Annotated in this window: 11 protein-coding genes and 1 pseudogene; 6 read left to right on the forward strand and 6 right to left on the reverse strand. The window is 67.8% G+C overall.

Features of this window, described 5'->3' with window-relative positions:
• Positions 1 to 37: 37 nt before the first annotated feature.
• The 4 genes from EDD30_RS32055 to EDD30_RS32070 form a co-directional block, all read right to left on the reverse strand.
• The gene (locus EDD30_RS32055; protein WP_084557054.1) at positions 38 to 817 is read right to left on the reverse strand and encodes a transposase family protein; all 780 of its coding nucleotides are present in this window, start codon (positions 815 to 817) and stop codon (positions 38 to 40) included.
• A 144-nt stretch (positions 818 to 961) separates the two neighbouring features.
• Positions 962 to 1,804 (reverse strand): DUF4253 domain-containing protein, encoded by an 843-nt coding sequence (locus tag EDD30_RS32060; protein ID WP_084557052.1) that lies wholly within the window; start codon positions 1,802 to 1,804, stop codon positions 962 to 964.
• A gap of 228 nt (positions 1,805 to 2,032) precedes the next feature.
• Complete coding sequence (locus EDD30_RS32065) at positions 2,033 to 2,890, reverse strand: IS5 family transposase (protein WP_123678311.1); 858 nt, start codon at positions 2,888 to 2,890, stop codon at positions 2,033 to 2,035.
• 270 nt (positions 2,891 to 3,160) lie between these two features.
• Complete coding sequence (locus EDD30_RS32070) at positions 3,161 to 3,985, reverse strand: IS5 family transposase (protein ID WP_211277928.1); 825 nt, start codon at positions 3,983 to 3,985, stop codon at positions 3,161 to 3,163.
• A gap of 114 nt (positions 3,986 to 4,099) precedes the next feature.
• Here EDD30_RS32070 and EDD30_RS32075 point away from each other — a divergent pair, with 114 nt between their 5' ends.
• Positions 4,100 to 4,771: an HlyD family secretion protein gene (locus EDD30_RS32075; protein ID WP_123678628.1), complete on the forward strand. Its 672-nt coding sequence runs from the start codon at positions 4,100 to 4,102 to the stop codon at positions 4,769 to 4,771.
• 574 nt (positions 4,772 to 5,345) lie between these two features.
• On the opposite strand, the gene EDD30_RS39435 is transcribed toward EDD30_RS32075, so the two are convergent.
• The gene (locus EDD30_RS39435; protein WP_143162878.1) at positions 5,346 to 5,465 is read right to left on the reverse strand and encodes an ATP-binding protein; all 120 of its coding nucleotides are present in this window, start codon (positions 5,463 to 5,465) and stop codon (positions 5,346 to 5,348) included.
• 461 nt (positions 5,466 to 5,926) lie between these two features.
• On the opposite strand from EDD30_RS39435, the gene EDD30_RS32080 reads away from it, so the two are divergent.
• The 4 genes from EDD30_RS32080 to EDD30_RS32095 all read left to right on the forward strand — a co-directional run bounded on the left by EDD30_RS32080 (position 5,927) and on the right by EDD30_RS32095 (position 13,611).
• A complete protein-coding gene (locus EDD30_RS32080) occupies positions 5,927 to 6,943 on the forward strand; it encodes an ArsR family transcriptional regulator (RefSeq protein WP_211277918.1) in 1,017 nt (338 codons plus the stop codon).
• Entirely contained in the window at positions 6,933 to 7,688 is a 756-nt protein-coding gene (locus EDD30_RS39440; protein ID WP_211277919.1) for a hypothetical protein, read from the forward strand. Before EDD30_RS32080 ends, EDD30_RS39440 begins: the two co-directional genes overlap by 11 nt.
• Before the next feature lie 426 nt (positions 7,689 to 8,114).
• Positions 8,115 to 8,288 (forward strand): hypothetical protein, encoded by a 174-nt coding sequence (locus EDD30_RS39445; protein WP_170047516.1) that lies wholly within the window; start codon positions 8,115 to 8,117, stop codon positions 8,286 to 8,288.
• A gap of 1,246 nt (positions 8,289 to 9,534) precedes the next feature.
• Positions 9,535 to 13,611 (forward strand): polymorphic toxin-type HINT domain-containing protein, encoded by a 4,077-nt coding sequence (locus EDD30_RS32095; RefSeq protein ID WP_148088169.1) that lies wholly within the window; start codon positions 9,535 to 9,537, stop codon positions 13,609 to 13,611.
• Here EDD30_RS32095 and EDD30_RS38510 read toward each other — a convergent pair.
• Entirely contained in the window at positions 13,528 to 14,484 is a 957-nt protein-coding gene (locus EDD30_RS38510) for a helix-turn-helix domain-containing protein (protein ID WP_143162865.1), read from the reverse strand. The genes EDD30_RS32095 and EDD30_RS38510 overlap by 84 nt on opposite strands.
• Positions 14,485 to 14,603: 119 nt before the next feature.
• On the opposite strand from EDD30_RS38510, the pseudogene EDD30_RS41080 reads away from it, so the two are divergent.
• Positions 14,604 to 14,732: pseudogene (locus EDD30_RS41080) on the forward strand (tyrosine-type recombinase/integrase); the annotation flags it as partial.
• Between the last annotated feature and the right edge of the window lie 116 nt (positions 14,733 to 14,848).

The raw sequence follows: 14,848 nt of genomic DNA on the forward strand, positions 1-14,848 counted from the left end.
TAACTCGATGCCGCATTGCCTTTTCGGGGTTTGTGGGTCAGCTGGCCAGAGCGATGTTGTGCAGGTGAGCGATCCCGGCAGCGGTGACGGCCAGGGTCCGGGCAGCGCGACGGTAGTCACGTAGGATCTTGTAGGTCTTGAGCCGGGCCAGGCAGTGCTCGACTCGGGCGCGGACCTTGCGATGGCGGGTGTTGTAGTGCTGCTTCCAGTCGGGTAGTTCGCTGCCGTCGACCGGTTTGCGGTACGGAATGATCACTTCCGGGTTGCCGCGGTAGCCGCCGTCGGCCATCACCGCACGTCCGGCCAGGTGTTCGTTGATGCCGCTGCTGCGGTAGGCGATTGTGTCGTTGCGGTTGCCGGGTTGGGGCTCGCCCAGGGCGGTGACCAGGCGTGTGTTCGCGTCGATCGCTACCTGCAGGTTAGTCGAGTAGCGGTAGTTCTTACTCGGGGCGGCGAGGCGGTGATCGCGGGTCGGGATCAGGGTGCCGTCCACGATCACGACCTGCTCTTTTGCTCGGCGGCGACTGGGCGTCATGGCCAGCAGAGGCCCGACCGTGTCGAGGGCCCGGTGCACCGCCGAGTGCGAAATCCCGAACAGCGGTCCGAGTTGACGCATGGTCAGGTTGGTGCGCCAGTACACGGCTACCAGCAGCACCCGATCCGGCAGGTCGAGCGCCCAGGGCCGGCCCGGACGTCCGTCCGCGATGGCGTCACCACCGCGTCGGGCAGCCAGGCACACCAGCCGGTGGAACTGCGCCGGTCGCAGCCCGGTGAACGGGTGAATCAACTCTGGGTGGGAGGCTGAGAACACCTGCACCCATCGATGATCACCTACGGTCCGAACCGGACCGTCACCGGGCTACTTCGCTTAAGCGAAGTAGCAATCACTGCGCGCACCTGCCGAATTCTGGTTTTCGGGAAGGCGCTGCCGCACCCGGGTGGCCCGGTGACGTTCGCCAGGCTACGGCCGGTTGTGAATGTGCCATTGCTTGCTTCTGGGGAGGGCGATAGCCAGTTTCCATCGGGCCATCTCGAGATGCGACGCCATCCCGAGAATCTGGCCGGCCACGGTCCAGGCGTCTTCGCGTGACTGCGGTGGCCGTTCGACGACCAGCTGCAGGACGGTTCCCCAACTAGCCACGAGGTGCGCTCCCCAGCGTTCGTGCCACTGCCGTAACGCCCCGGCCAGTCTCTCGTCCGAGGTCATGTAGAGATCGGTCCAGAAGGGTGCCATCCATGGCAAGTCGGTGGGCAGCAGCATCAGCGTCACCCGATCCGGGGCGTACCAGGCTTCGATGTGGCGAACATAGCGATCGTCGCTCTCCACTCGATGGAGCAGTTCCGGATCGGACAGCACCCGCTGATATACCCACCGTTCCACGGCTCCGGCCGTCGTAGGCAGACCGAACCTCTGAATCGCCTCCGCTGTCAGATCGACGTGATAACCCTGAGTAATCAAGGCTACATAGCCGGCCTTGAGCAGTTCCCTGTCGTCGTCGAACGTGAACTCGGGCCACGGATCGATGGTGTTCGTCGTCTGGTCAAGGTCGGCCAGCTCCGATGCGGTCGGAGCGGAGGGATCCGGCCGTGCTCGCAACCGTAGCCACTCGGGCTCGAACTCGTCAGTGACGAGGACGGGCCATCGGCCCGTGACCGGCACTCTCGCCCGCGCGGCCCGCCAAGCCGCCAGCGACTCGTCCGGCGGGACATCCTGCACCAGGAGGGTTCCCCGCGGGCCGTGGCCGACCGGCAGGCCGGCCATTGGCGTCCCGGACAGCGCTACAGCCACCTCATCAGGCGTCATCACCAACCAATTGTGTGTGAAACCTCAGCTGAACGTCACCGGATCCCGGTATGCGCCTTGCGTCCCAGTGCCATTGTGCCGGTCGCAGCCCAGTGAAGGGGTGGATTAACTCGATGCGGGAGGCCGAGAGCACCAGCACCCATCGATGATCACCGACGGCCCGAGCCGGACTTGCACCGGGTTGCGAGACATCCCTTAGAGGACGTCTGATTAACGTATTTTGTGGTGTTATGTAATTTGAGGGTCTCGCCAGGTTGGGGTGGTTTCGCCGGTGATTCGGCGAGCGAGGTTGTCGATCATGGCAAGGGTGATCATGGCTTCGGAGTTGCTGGGCCGGGTTTCGTAGTCGCGCACCAGGCGGCGGTGGTGCATGAGCCAGCCAATGGTGCGCTCGACGACCCAGCGTCGTTTGACCACGTTGAAGCCTTTGACCTGCGGTTCTTTGTTGACGATCTCGACGTCGATGTCGAGACTGGCGCCGTGTTCGACGGTTTTGACTTTGAAGCCGGCATCGACCCAGGTCTTGGTCAGGGCGGAGTGGGTGGCGGTGGCCTGGTCGAGCAGATCGTTGCCGATCACGTTGTCGCTGACGCTGGCGGCGGTGACGATCACGGCGAGCAGCAGGCCGAGGGTGTCGGTGATGATGCCGCGTTTACGGCCGGCGATCTTTTTGCCGGCGTCGATGCCCTGGGTCTTGAGCGGCACGTTGGTGGAGGTCTTGACGCTCTGGGTGTCCATGATCGATGCGGTGGGTTCGGCGGATCGGCCGTGGTGGTCACGGACGAGTCCGGTGAGGTTGTAGTTGAGGGCGGTGAAGATCCCTTCCTTACTCCATAGGGCGAAGTAGCCGTAGACCGTCGCGTGTGGAGGGAAGTCGTGCGGGAGGTAACGCCAGGCAATGCCGGTGCGGTTGACGTAGAGGATGGCGTTGAAAATCTCCCGCAGGTCGTGGCTGGGGGTGCGGCCTTTGATGCCGATCGCGGTGCGGGCGTCGGTGCGGGCCTGACGCCACGCGGTCAGCCGGGGCGCGATCAAGGCCCAGCGGGCGTCGGACAGGTCGGACGGGTATGCGCGACGTTCGGTCATAGCAGTGGATTACGGTGGTGGAGTCGTGCGGTGAGGACACCATGTCCGCCGATTCCGAGGTGGAAGTCAATGAAACATGATCGAGGGACGAAAAGCCGCGGACCCTCACAGATCTGAAGCACCTGATACTGCGTTATTCGGTTAGATCGGCCAGGCGGGTACTGCCATCGCCTGCTGTTAACCGTTCTTTAGCACCATCAATGCCAACAAAACGTCCAGTTAGAGGGCATCTGATCCCGGGCAGCCGGGTCTGACCCGGATTGGCGGTGTTTAGTCGCGCCAGGTTTGGGTGGATTCTCCTGCCAATCGGCGGGACATTGTGTTAGCCATGGCCCAGAGGATCATGGTGCGTGATCGTTGGGGCAGGGACTCGTAGTCGCGGGCAAGCCGGCGGTGTTGCATCAGCCAGCCGAAGGTGCGCTCGACCACCCACCGGCGCGGCAACGCGCGGAAGCCTTTCTCCGCCGGACGGCGGGTGACCCTCTCGACGTCGATGCCATGTCGGGCGCCGCGCCGCCACACGGTGGTCTGGTAGCCGCCATCGACCCAGACCTTGCGCACCGTGGGATGCGAGGCGGCCACCTCGTCGAGAAGGCCCCGACCGGCGGCGGTGTCCGACACGGACGCCGCGGTGACCACCACGGCCAGCAGGAGCCCGAGGGTATCGGTGACGATGTGCCGCTTACGGCCCTTGATCTTCTTTGCCGCGTCGATGCCTTGCTCGGATTCCCTTACGTTGCAGGAGGTTTTGACGCTTTGCGCGTCGATGACCGCCGCGCTCGGTGAGCCGTCACGGCCATGCGCCTGCCGGAGTCTGCGACGCAGCAGATCATGGATCCGTTGCGTCGTGCCGTCCTTCTCCCACTTGGCGTAGTAGTCGTACACCGTCTTGGCCGGCGGAAAATCGTGCGGCAGGTACTCCCAGGCGATCCCGGTGCGTGTGACGTAGAGGATCGCGTTCACGATCTCCCGCAGATCGTGTACCGGCGGGTTGATCCCGAGTCCTGGCCGAGAGGCCCGCCACTGCGTCAGGACCGGTTCGATCACCGCCCACCGCGCATCCGACAGGTCCGATCGATATGGACGTCGCTCCATCCCCATGCCCTGCCAACGAGCCAGCACGGCCACCAACTGCCCGCAAACACGAATCAACCCGATCGAGGATCAGATGCCCTCTAAGTCGTACCCCCGCGTGCCGACTGACGCGATGTGAACAACGCGCCGTACGTGGTCCCATACAAAGCGCCGCAGGATAGCGAACCGCGCCGCATCCGCCCGCTTATTCTCGCGGCTGCTGCCACCGCGGCTGCGGTGCTGCTCGGCGGCACAGCGTACGGGGTTACCCGCTCCGACGATCCGGTGTCCGCACCCGCCGCAGAACCGCCGGTAGCCGCGAGCTCCGTCTCGATGACCACTGCACCCAGCGAGACGAACGAGCCGACCGAGGAACCGACCACCACCTCACCGAAGCCAGAGCCGACGAAGAAGGCGACCACCCGGCCGACGGCAACCACCTCCCCGCCGTCTCCCCGTTACACCGCCACCAGGGCGCAGTTGCTACAGGCCGAGGCGGATGTTGCATCAGCCAAGCAGGCATTTCAGGAAGCTCAGGCCGACCCGGGAAGCTCTCCAGAAGATGTCCAGGTCGCCCTCTACGAGTACAAGGCGGCGATAGTCGCCCTGCAGGACCTGAAGGACGGCACACCCGGCAAATTCCATCGCAGCTTGGAAATCGAGGGCGCGAAGGCGTACCTCGCCCAGGCGCAGATGGAGCTGCAGGTCCTCTACAACACCAGCGGCGTCGACCAGGGCGACATCGCCCAGGCTGAGGCTCGGGTCGCCCGCTGGCAGGAACGGCTTGCCGAACTCAAGGCCAGTTGACGCGCCAGGCTCGCTGACCAGTGAACCGGCAAGTACGCGCAGTTCACCTGGTCGTCGTGAATCGAGGCGGTCCGAAGTTGTATAGCAACGGGACCCCTGCATGCGGGTCTTCATGATCCCCGCCTGGGCTGCGTGACCGAGCCGACCAACGTCGGGCCGATCGCCGAGCTCGCGACGGACGCCCCGTCGCTCTGCTCGGCGGTTTGACCTTCCGTGACCTCACCGGGCGGAACCCGAGGGGGTCTTTGACCGTGATGATGTATCCCCTCCGACTAGACCCGTCCGGGTCCGTCAGGAGACCTGCCCGCCGGTCCTGGAGACGACCCCGGGGAATGGACTTCACTGGCTGGCGGAGGTCGAGCTATGGTCGGCGCTCGCGCCGACCGGGGAGGTGGACAGGATGGCTGACCAGGGCGAGGACGGTCACCTCAACGAGGCCACCACCAGTGGATCCAGGCCGAGGCCGACCGGCACTTCGGCGGCAACTGGGGCGCGGCCGCGCCGAGCGGGCGGTCGTTGACACGCACCTCGAGTCGATCGGTGAGTTCAGCGCGGCGGAACATCTGCAGGGCGGTCAATATCTGGTAGGGATGGTCAGGTGGCCGTTCGACTGGAGCCGCACCAGCACTTCGCCGCCGGGGACGTTGTAGCGCGCGGCGTTGTCGATCAGGTTGCGGACGAGTTGGGCGATCACTACGGGGCCAATGTGCACGGCGGTACGCGCAGGTGGTGCTACGGCCGCTCGGTCTGCTTCTTCGACTGCACCCGCACAGCCTTGAGGTACATCAAACGATTGGCCTTCAGGGTAGGTTCCTAGGATGATCTTAGGGACTGTGGCGCAGGCTTCAACTCTGGTCGGCAGCCGCTTGGCGGCGGGATGTGGTCGCCGACTCGGGGCATCCAGGTGCGGCCGCGTGCCGGTCGTCGGCAGGGCTGCGCGGCCGCCAAGCGGGCACCCTGGTCGTCTTGACGGCGTTCAGCCCCCTACCCAAGGGGTAGGTTTGTCGCGGTACAGCAGATATGGGTCACTAAGGCGTCGCAGGTGCATCCCGGACTCAATGCACTGAGGGGGAGCCAAGTTCAGCCACCATGCTGAAGACGCTGTTCGCTGTTCGGTATTGACCGAACAGCGAACAGCGAGCCATGATGATATTCGTGGCCGCTGAGACTCTCATAGCTGATGCCTTCGCTCAGCTCGGGATCGAGGCTCACATACCAACCGGAACGCCTGATGCGGGTATCGACCTTGTACTCGACGTCAACGGCGTGCAGCTGGCAATTCAAGTCAAGCGGCGCGCCCTCGTCGATGACACAATCGCGGAACGTGTCCTTGCAGAACCGGGTCCACCTGGCTCAACCCTCCTGATCATCGGTGACCGGGTGACTGAGGCTGCCAGAGGGGTTCTAACTGCCCGGGGCGCCGGCTACTACGACTTACGCGGTCGGCTCGCGCTGCGCGCTCGCGGCCTGGTGATAGACGCTGAGGTCGCTCCGCTTCGCGAGCGCCCTCAGCGGACAGCCGCGCTGCGAGGGAAAGCTGGACTTGAAGTCGCCTGTGCCCTCCTGCAGCAACCCGGGCAGGGAACCACGGTCCGTGAGCTGGCTCGTCGACTCGGGCGCTCAGTCAGCACCGTGTCCGAAATCCTGTCCGCGCTCCGCGGTGATGAGCTGGTGGACGCGACTAACGCCGTAACGGACTCTCGCTTCTTCTGGCAGGTCGCCGACCATTGGGCGACGCCGCGCACCCACCTCGCGCAACTACCACCGCCTGGTGACGCAGCTCTCACGCGGGCGCTGCGACTAGGCATGGACGAAGCGGAGTCGGGAATCGGATGGGCCTTGACGGACTCGGCTGCCGCAGCTGTCTATGGAGCGCCGGTGGCGTTCCGGTCGGGACAGGTCCTCGACTTCTACGTCCCTGACCAAGCCGTCCAGCGCCGCGCCATGACCTTGCTCGGCGTAGCGACCACACCGGCCCAGGCCCACGCCACCGTCCGCATCGCCCCTGTACCCGCCGTCGTACAGTCCCGCCTGAGTCCCGCCCTCAATCCACTCAAATGGCCGCTCGCGCATCCCTTGTTCGTCGCGCTCGACCTGGCGCAGGATCCCGGCCGAGGCCGGGAAATCCTGGACGCGTGGACGCCTGAAGACGGATGGCCCCGTGTCTGGTAACCACGTCGTCTTCCTCGGCGACGCGATGGCCATCGTGGTCCAGGGCATCATCGAGGTCCAGAAACTGCTTCACCAGCCTCCGGTCATCGTCGGAGGCGTAGCCGTCCTGTCACGGCTGTCGAACCCCTACCGGGCTACCGTGGACCTCGACGTAGTCGACCGCTTGCACGGCGATGTACCCCACCTCGAAATCTTGAGATCCGCCGACGGCGCCGAGCCCGCCCCACCCGCTGCCGTCCTGTTGCCCACGCCCTACGGTCCGGTGAAAGTCGACGTCCTCGAGGTGCGTCAGATCGAACTCGACCTTCCCAGCACCGATCCCGGCGACCGGCTCCACGCTTCGGCGCATGCGTGGGCCAACGACACCGCCACCAATATGACACTTCAGGTCAGCCGCTCCAACGGCGAACACCTCGAAGTTGCCACACTGGTGGCCGAGCCGGGACCACTGGTTGCCATGAAAATCCAAGCAGTCATGAACCGCTCGACCGCTAAACAAGGCACCGACCTGCTCGACACCGTCAGAATCATGCTCGATAGCGCAACCCGGCCCGCAGCACTGGAACAGATCAGCACTGTCGACTCCTCCGTTGCGAACGACATCGCACTACACATCGACTACTGGCTTGTGCGTCGCCGCGCACAAGCGTTGCGGCTCATCAAATCCGTCGGCGGGATCGACATCACCTCAGACGACGTTGACCTGATCTCGGAACTCATCCTCGACGCGTGCAACCGACGATAGGCGCGCTTGACAGCACCAGGCATAGTGAAGTTCGAGAACCACTTGGTGACGTCACCCATCCGGCGCTGCTGTCGTTGCTCGGGCTAGCGCCGTCGCGAAGATTCATCGCCGATTATGGCCGTCTCGCTGGCGATGAGTTGAGCAGCCGAGCCGCCCTAACGTTCAATCTGAGGGAACCGCGTTCACGAAACTGCTGCTCCGCTAGGCTGGAGCCGCAGCCAGATGGGCGCCTTGCGCTAGACACCTTTACTCGGCCGAGTACACTTTTCAGTGACCTGGTAAAACGTTGTTAGCACGTCGCTGGACCCTCTAAATGCTGGGGGTAAGCAGGCGAGGACCTGTCCGGCGACACGTCCCGCGGAGCTGATCGGCCCGCTGCGGGCCTCGTCGTGGGCCGGCTCGGCGGCAGATGCCGCGTTCAGCCTGTTGGACAAGGTCGATGACGAGTTCGAAGTCGCGGCGATGCAGGTACGGACCGTCGGCTCGCTGCTCGGCGGCGCCGCCGACGAACTCCGTGACCTGCAACGCCAGCTGCAGGCGCTGCTTGACGAGGCCGCCGGCCACGGCTGGGCATCCAGGCGGGCTGGAACGCGGAGGTGAACACCAACCCGCAGAACCAGAACCTCGACCTGCCCGACGGCGAGTACGCGGTGACGTGCCGTTGAGCCAGCACTACCGGGACCAGTTCAAGATCGCGCAGAGTGACGCGGTGCAGACCGTCGGCCTCACCATACGGACCGCCGAGGGCGGTGAAGGTGCCGCGGCGTTCACCAGGGCGCGGCTCGAAGCCGTCCGGTCCGGCGCGGACCCGGCACCGCGGGCAGTGGCCGCCGCGCACGGCGACCACGCCGGGGAGGGCGACCCCACCCGGCAGCTCTCGGCCTTCCAGCCGGGCTTCCGACCGCCGGCCAAGGCGCCGAAGGCCGTCGCGGTCTCCCGCCTGGCCCGGGGCCCGCGCCCGACCTGCGCTCGCTGCCCGCCTGGGGGATCTCGCTGTCCCAGCAGGACGACCGCTGGCTGGTCAACTTCGGGGCCACCGTCTGGAACGGCGGCACGTCGCCGCTGCTCGTGGACGGCTTCCGGCGTACCGGGTCCGAGCTCATGGACCCGTACCAGTACTTCTTCGACGCCAAGGGCAACCAGGTCGGCTCGGTCCGGGCCGGCACCCATGGAGTGGGACGCCCGCGACGGTCACCGGCACTGGCACTTCACCGACCTGCCGAACGGCACGTACTGGATCGAGGTCCCGGGCGAACCCGGCCCGGATCCTGACCGAGTCGAACGTCCGGAACAACACCGCGCTGCGCGAGATCCGGCTGGGCGGCACCCCCGCCGCCCGTACGCTGGAGATCCCGCCGTGCACGGCCTGGACTGACCGTGCGGCTGTCCGGGTCGGCTCGTTGACAGCGGGCTGACGGCCGGCAGGGGCGGATGCGACTCTCGGCCTGAGGGCTTCGTGCCTCTCGCTCGACTTGTCCGTGCGCTGCCGGCACCGGAGCGCCTCCTGCCGGTAAACGGGTCGACGACACCATCTCCGACCGGGCCCGGACGAGGTGCTGCGCGAAATCACCGCGTCGGCGCTGCTCTCGGCCGCGATCCGCAGCCCATACCCGGCCAAGCGCACCGGCCGTAACCGCACCTGTACCGAAACGGTGAGAATCGGGCGCTTGAGCGCCTTGTGACGAAGCTATCTCCGTGAATGTTTTCCCAGGTCCGTACCGGGATGCCGGCCTGCGCCGGCCGACCGGGATGGACCGCGCCGCCGGTCCCTGGTTATATGCCGTCCGGCATCGTCGAGCTGCGGCTCCGATGTGGTCGTGCAGCGGTGACAACGGGGGAACTGAATATGAGACGCGTACGCGCAGCGATGTTGATGTCGCTGGTCGCGGTGTTGGTCGGCACCGGCTTGTGGGTGCCGCCGGCGACGGCCGTTGTGCCGGTGCTCCGCGAGGAGCCCACGACGTCACCCATCGTGGTGCCGCCGCTGGTGACGGAGCCGTGGAACGGGCAGACCGGCGTCGACCTGGTCGCGGAGCGGTGGCGCAAGGCGGTCGGCGACGTGGCCGCGCTGGCACCCGAGCCGGAGGTCCGCGACGCGGCCAACGCGGCGTTGGCGTCGGCGGATCCGCAGGCGATCCAGAAGTTCGCCACGGTGGAGAAGCGCCAGCTGGAGACCCAGATCGCCGCGCGTAAGAAGCAGGTCGCCGCGGACAACCTGGTGAAGATCAAGGCGATGGCCGGCACCGGCGGTGCCTCCTTCAACGCCGAGGTCCAGCGGGTCCTGGCCGGCACCGACGGTGACCGGGAGGCGTTCCTGGCGTACGGCGCGGACATCGCCCGGGCGCAGGACGAGAAGGTCGCGGCGAACGCCAAGGAGCGGGCGACCCAGCTGCGGGAGCGGCTGCGCACCTTCGCGGCGACGGCGCCGGCGGAGTCGCAGCTCAGGGCTGTTGCCGAGCAGGCCCTGGCCGGCGACGACGCGGCGGTGGCGGCATTCTGGAACACCGGTTACCCGGCGGCGGCCAAGGCGGACGCCGAGGAGCGCGAGCGTTACCTGCGCGACCTGGAGGCCCGGAACAAGGCCGCTGAGGAGCTGTCGGACCTGGCCCAGCGGGCGCAGAAGGCGTCCGAGGCGCGTACCCGTCTGCTGGCCGCGCATGGTGAGGGCGTACGGGCGTTGCAGCGGGCGTCGAACGCGATGGCGGGTGCGGCGAACGCCGCCCGGCACGCGCAGCGGGTGCTGGCCGGCACCGGCACGGTGGCGGCGAAGGCGACCGAGCTGGCAGCGGCCCAGGCCCAGACGGCCAACGATCTGCGTGCCGCGCAGGCGGCCGCGGAGCAGGCCCGCGTCGCGGCGGGTACCGCGTCGTCGGCGGCCGACACGCTGCACGAGACCGGACTGACGTACGGCGCCGAGTGGTCTGTGATCGCGCAGGGGATGAGCGAGGCCGCGGCGGCCGCGGTGGGTGCGACGCAGACCGCGCAGCACGCCATCGACGCGACGATCGCGACGAACAAAGCCCAGGGCGCGCAGGCGCAGGCCGAGGCGCACGCGCAGCAGGCGATCAAGTGGCGTCAGCACGCCGAGCAGCACGCGCAGTCCGCGGCGAAGCTGGCCGCCGCGGCGGCGAAGCAGGCTGTTGCGGCCAAGACGGCGGCGGCGCGGGCGAAGCAGGCGCGCGAGCAGGCGCAGGCGGCCGAGGCGAAGGCGTGGGCTGGTGCGGAGAAGGCACGCCAGCAGCGGCAGGTCGCCGAGGCGAAGGCCGCTGAGGCCAGGCAGCAGCGGCAGATCGCCGAGGCGGAGCGCGCCAACGCCGCCCGGCACCGGGCCGAGGCCGACCGGCAGGCCGCCGCGGCACGAAACGCGCGGGCCAACGCGGACGCCCAGGCCGCGATCGCCAACGGTGCTTTGCAGCGTGCGGAGACCGCGACTCTGGCCGCGGGCGGCGCCGACGAGCGCGCATGGGCGAAGGAGGGCGAGGCGCGGCAGGCCAGCGAGGCGGCGGCCTCCGCCGAGCGGGCCCGGCAGACCGCCGACGCGAAGCGGCAGGCCATGCGGGCAGCGGTCGCGCACGGCGCCAGCGACCAGGAACGCAAGAACGCCCAGGACGCGGCCGACGCGGCGGACCAGGAGTTCACCGTGGCCGACGGCGCGGCCAAGAGTGCCCGCGGGTACGCCAACTCTGCTTCGGGTGCGGCGGCGAACGCCCGCGCGGCGGCGACGCAGGCGCGGGCGGCTGCGGACCGGGCGTGGGCGGCGGCGGAACGGGCTCGGGCCGCGGCGCGGGCGGCGGACGCGGCCGCGGACAAGGCCGAGGCGGCGGCGAAGGCCACCCACGCGGCGCGTTTGAAGGCGGATGCGAAGGCGGCGAAGGCGACCGCGGAGCAGATCGCCGCGGCCAAGGCGGCTGCGGCGGCGACGAATCTGGCCGAGCGGGCCGCGGACGAGGCGGTCCGTGCCCTGTGGTCGGCCGACCGGACGAAGGACGAGGCGCAGGCCGCCACGACCGAGGCGGTGACCGCGGCGGCGCAGGCCGACATCGCGATCGCCGCGGCGGCGGCGGCGTCGCAGTCCTCGGCGGGTATCGCCGAGCCGCACAACGCCGCGATCGCCCTGGTGTCACCGTTCGCCGGCGCCGACATCGACGCCGACTTCGTCAAGCAGGTCGCGGAGCAGGCCAAGAGCATCGGCGAGGAACAGGCCAAGGCCGCCGAGGCCCGCGCCGCGGAGGCGGTCACCGCCGCGGAGAAGGCCGAGGCGGCTGCGCAGAAGGCGAACGCCCAGGTCAAGCCCGCGTACGCGGCGGCTGCCCAGGCGGCCCGTTCGGCAGCGGACGCGGCGAAGTCCGCCGCCGAGGCGAAGCGGTATGCCGCTCAGGCTGCTGTCGATGGTGCTGCCGCGCGAGCTGCTGCGGCGAGCGCGGCGAAGGCGGACGCGCAGGCCCGTGCGGATGCGGCCGCGGCCCGGCAGGCCGCGAACGAGGCCGCCAACGACGCGGCGATCGCCGGGCGTGCGGCGCAGCAGGCCCAGGCCGAGGCCGACGCCGCAGACCGGGCCGCCACCGCGGCCGAAGCCGACGCCGCAGCCGCGGATGCCGCCGCCGACCGCGCTGAAGCCGACGCGAAGGCTGCCAAGGACGCGGCCGACAGAGCGCAGAAGCATGCCGACAGCGCTGCTGCCGCGGCCGCTTCCGCGTTGCAGCACTCCATCGACGCGCAACACGCCTACGAACGCGCCGCCGAGGCCGATCGGCAGCGGCAACGCGACGCGGCGGCGGACAACTTCGCCAACGCTGCGAACCAGCCGGTGCCCAACCCGGACGAGGTCGCGGTACTGGACCCCAGTGAGCAGGAGGAACTGAAGAAGCTGCTGGCTGAAGGCGCCGAGAGCTTCTGGGACTTCCTCAAGGCCGAAGCGCCGCAGCTGTTCAAGGACCTGACCGGCATCCAGGACATCGAGGACTGCATCCGCACGGGCGATGTCATGGCCTGCCTCTGGGCCGCCTCTAACTTCATCCCCGCGCGACGGCTCTTCGGCTTCATGGCCGACCTCGGCAAGTTCGGCGTGAAGATCACCAAGTTCTTCCTGCGCACCACCCAGGCCCGCGAACGAGCCCAGAAACTCCTCGACAAGGCCAAGGCTCTTTTCGCCAGCGGATGCAAGGCGAACAGCTTCACGCCCGGTACGCGGGTACTGCTGGCCCACGGCCGCACCCGGGCGATCGAGAAGGTCCGGATCGGGGACCGGGTCAGAGCGACGGATCCCCTCACCGGGATCACCGGCAGCCGCCGGGTGACGAACACGATCACCAGCGCGGGCCTCAAGAGGCTGGTCGACATCACCGTCGACGCCGACGGCATTCCCGGCGGTGCCACGGCCACCATCACCGCCACCGCGGGCCACCCCTTCTGGGTGCCCAGTCTGTCCAAGTGGGTGAACGCGGGGGACCTGTCCGACAGGCAGTGGCTGCGTACCAGCTCCGGTGCGTACACGTTCATCGCCAAGGTGGGCAAGGTCCGCGAGGTCGACGCCCGCGTGTACAACCTGACCGTCGCCGGCATCCCCACCTACTACGTGCTCGCCGGCAAAGTTCCTGTGTTGGTGCACAACACGGGACTGTGCCCCAAGAAAATCGATGACGTCTTCCACAATCCCAGCGGTAGATCCTCCGTGGAGCAGTTCGAGTACCACTGGGACAAGCACGCGAAGGCGCTCGGCATCTCGCGTGAGCAGTATCTCCAGGACGCGAAAGACTGGGCGGCGGCCATTGCTCAGCCGGGTGGGAAAAGGGGACTCAACGCCAAATTGAAGGAGTTGGCCGACGGGTCGCGTGGGATCTCATACACGGATCCCCGAACGGGTAAGGGTGGGATCATCGGCCCAGATGGCAAACCGGTAACCTTCTGGTACGGCCCCGAGTAGCGAGAGGGCGGACCGTTGCCGGATTTCATGGAAGACTATGCACTGTGGCGGCGCTTGCCGTTCCCCAGTCTGCGCCGGGGCGAGACCGTGTTGCGTGCGGGCGAGAATCTGGCACTCATCCATGGTGATCTGGCTGTGGCCGACGAAGATGCAACGCAGGTCATTCTCCTTGTGGAAAAGGGCTTGTTCCAGCCGGCTCGGGGGGATGTCATGGGTGCGCTTGAAGGGATCATTTCTCGCTTGGAACGATTCGGCGAAGGCGCGACCGCGAAGGAGCGGGAAGTCGTCGACGCTCATCATCGGTATGCAGTTCTGCTGCATCGAATGTATGGTGAATTCCTTCGCATAGGATCCCTGTAACTCGTCACCCGACCGGCAGGCACGTGTGGTGGGCCGCTCACGATGTGTGGGCGGCCCGCCGTCTGTTGATGCTTTTGTACGTACGACGGGGGCGCAGCACCAGAGCGCGGCCGGGCTGTCGCCCGGCATGCTGGTGGGCGGCTGGTTCATGGTGGTGGTCTCCGCAGGGGGTTGGGCGCGTCCGGCGGCCGCGCGTTCCCACAGGAGCTGCATGGTCTGGGGGTCGGGATCGGCGCACACCTGCGCGAAACGCAGAACGGCCGTGCGGTCGGGAAAGGACTCGCCGCTGAGCCAGCGGCTCAGGGTCGCCGGGGAGCAGAGCACTTTGCGGCCGATCCGTGCCGCGACTACCGTTCGAGCGGGCCTGATGCCGTAGTGGCTGTAACGCACCGTCACGTTCGGCGGGTGGCTGCTGCGATCCGGGCCGGCGCCGCGACGATCGCGGTCGGCGCCGCGATTGTCGGGATCGAAGTGGTGAAATTGCGTGACGGCAATGCGGCCCGCACGTGGCACGGCTGGTGGACATGGCTGACCGCGGACAAGCACCCCGCCCCCGAGGTACCCGGGTCACGCGGGCCTGGCACCGTACCGGACCCACCGACGCCATCCCCCACGCCGGACACCGCACCGCCCCCGGAGACACCATGATGAGTCCGCACGTGTTGCGGCATACCTTCGCCACGCTGAGCCGCGACGCCGGCTCCCGGCTGGAGGACATCCAGGACGCCCTGGACCACGCGGACCCCCGGACCACCCGCCGGTAAGACCGCGGCGCCCTGCGCCTGGACCGGTCGCCCGGGTACGCCCTGGCCGACTACCTGCAATACTGAGCGGGCAGCCGCGCCGTGGGGCCCAGAAAGAACTTCTTCCGGGTCCC

The sequence above is a fragment of the Couchioplanes caeruleus genome (assembly GCF_003751945.1).
Lineage (GTDB): Bacteria > Actinomycetota > Actinomycetes > Mycobacteriales > Micromonosporaceae > Actinoplanes > Actinoplanes caeruleus.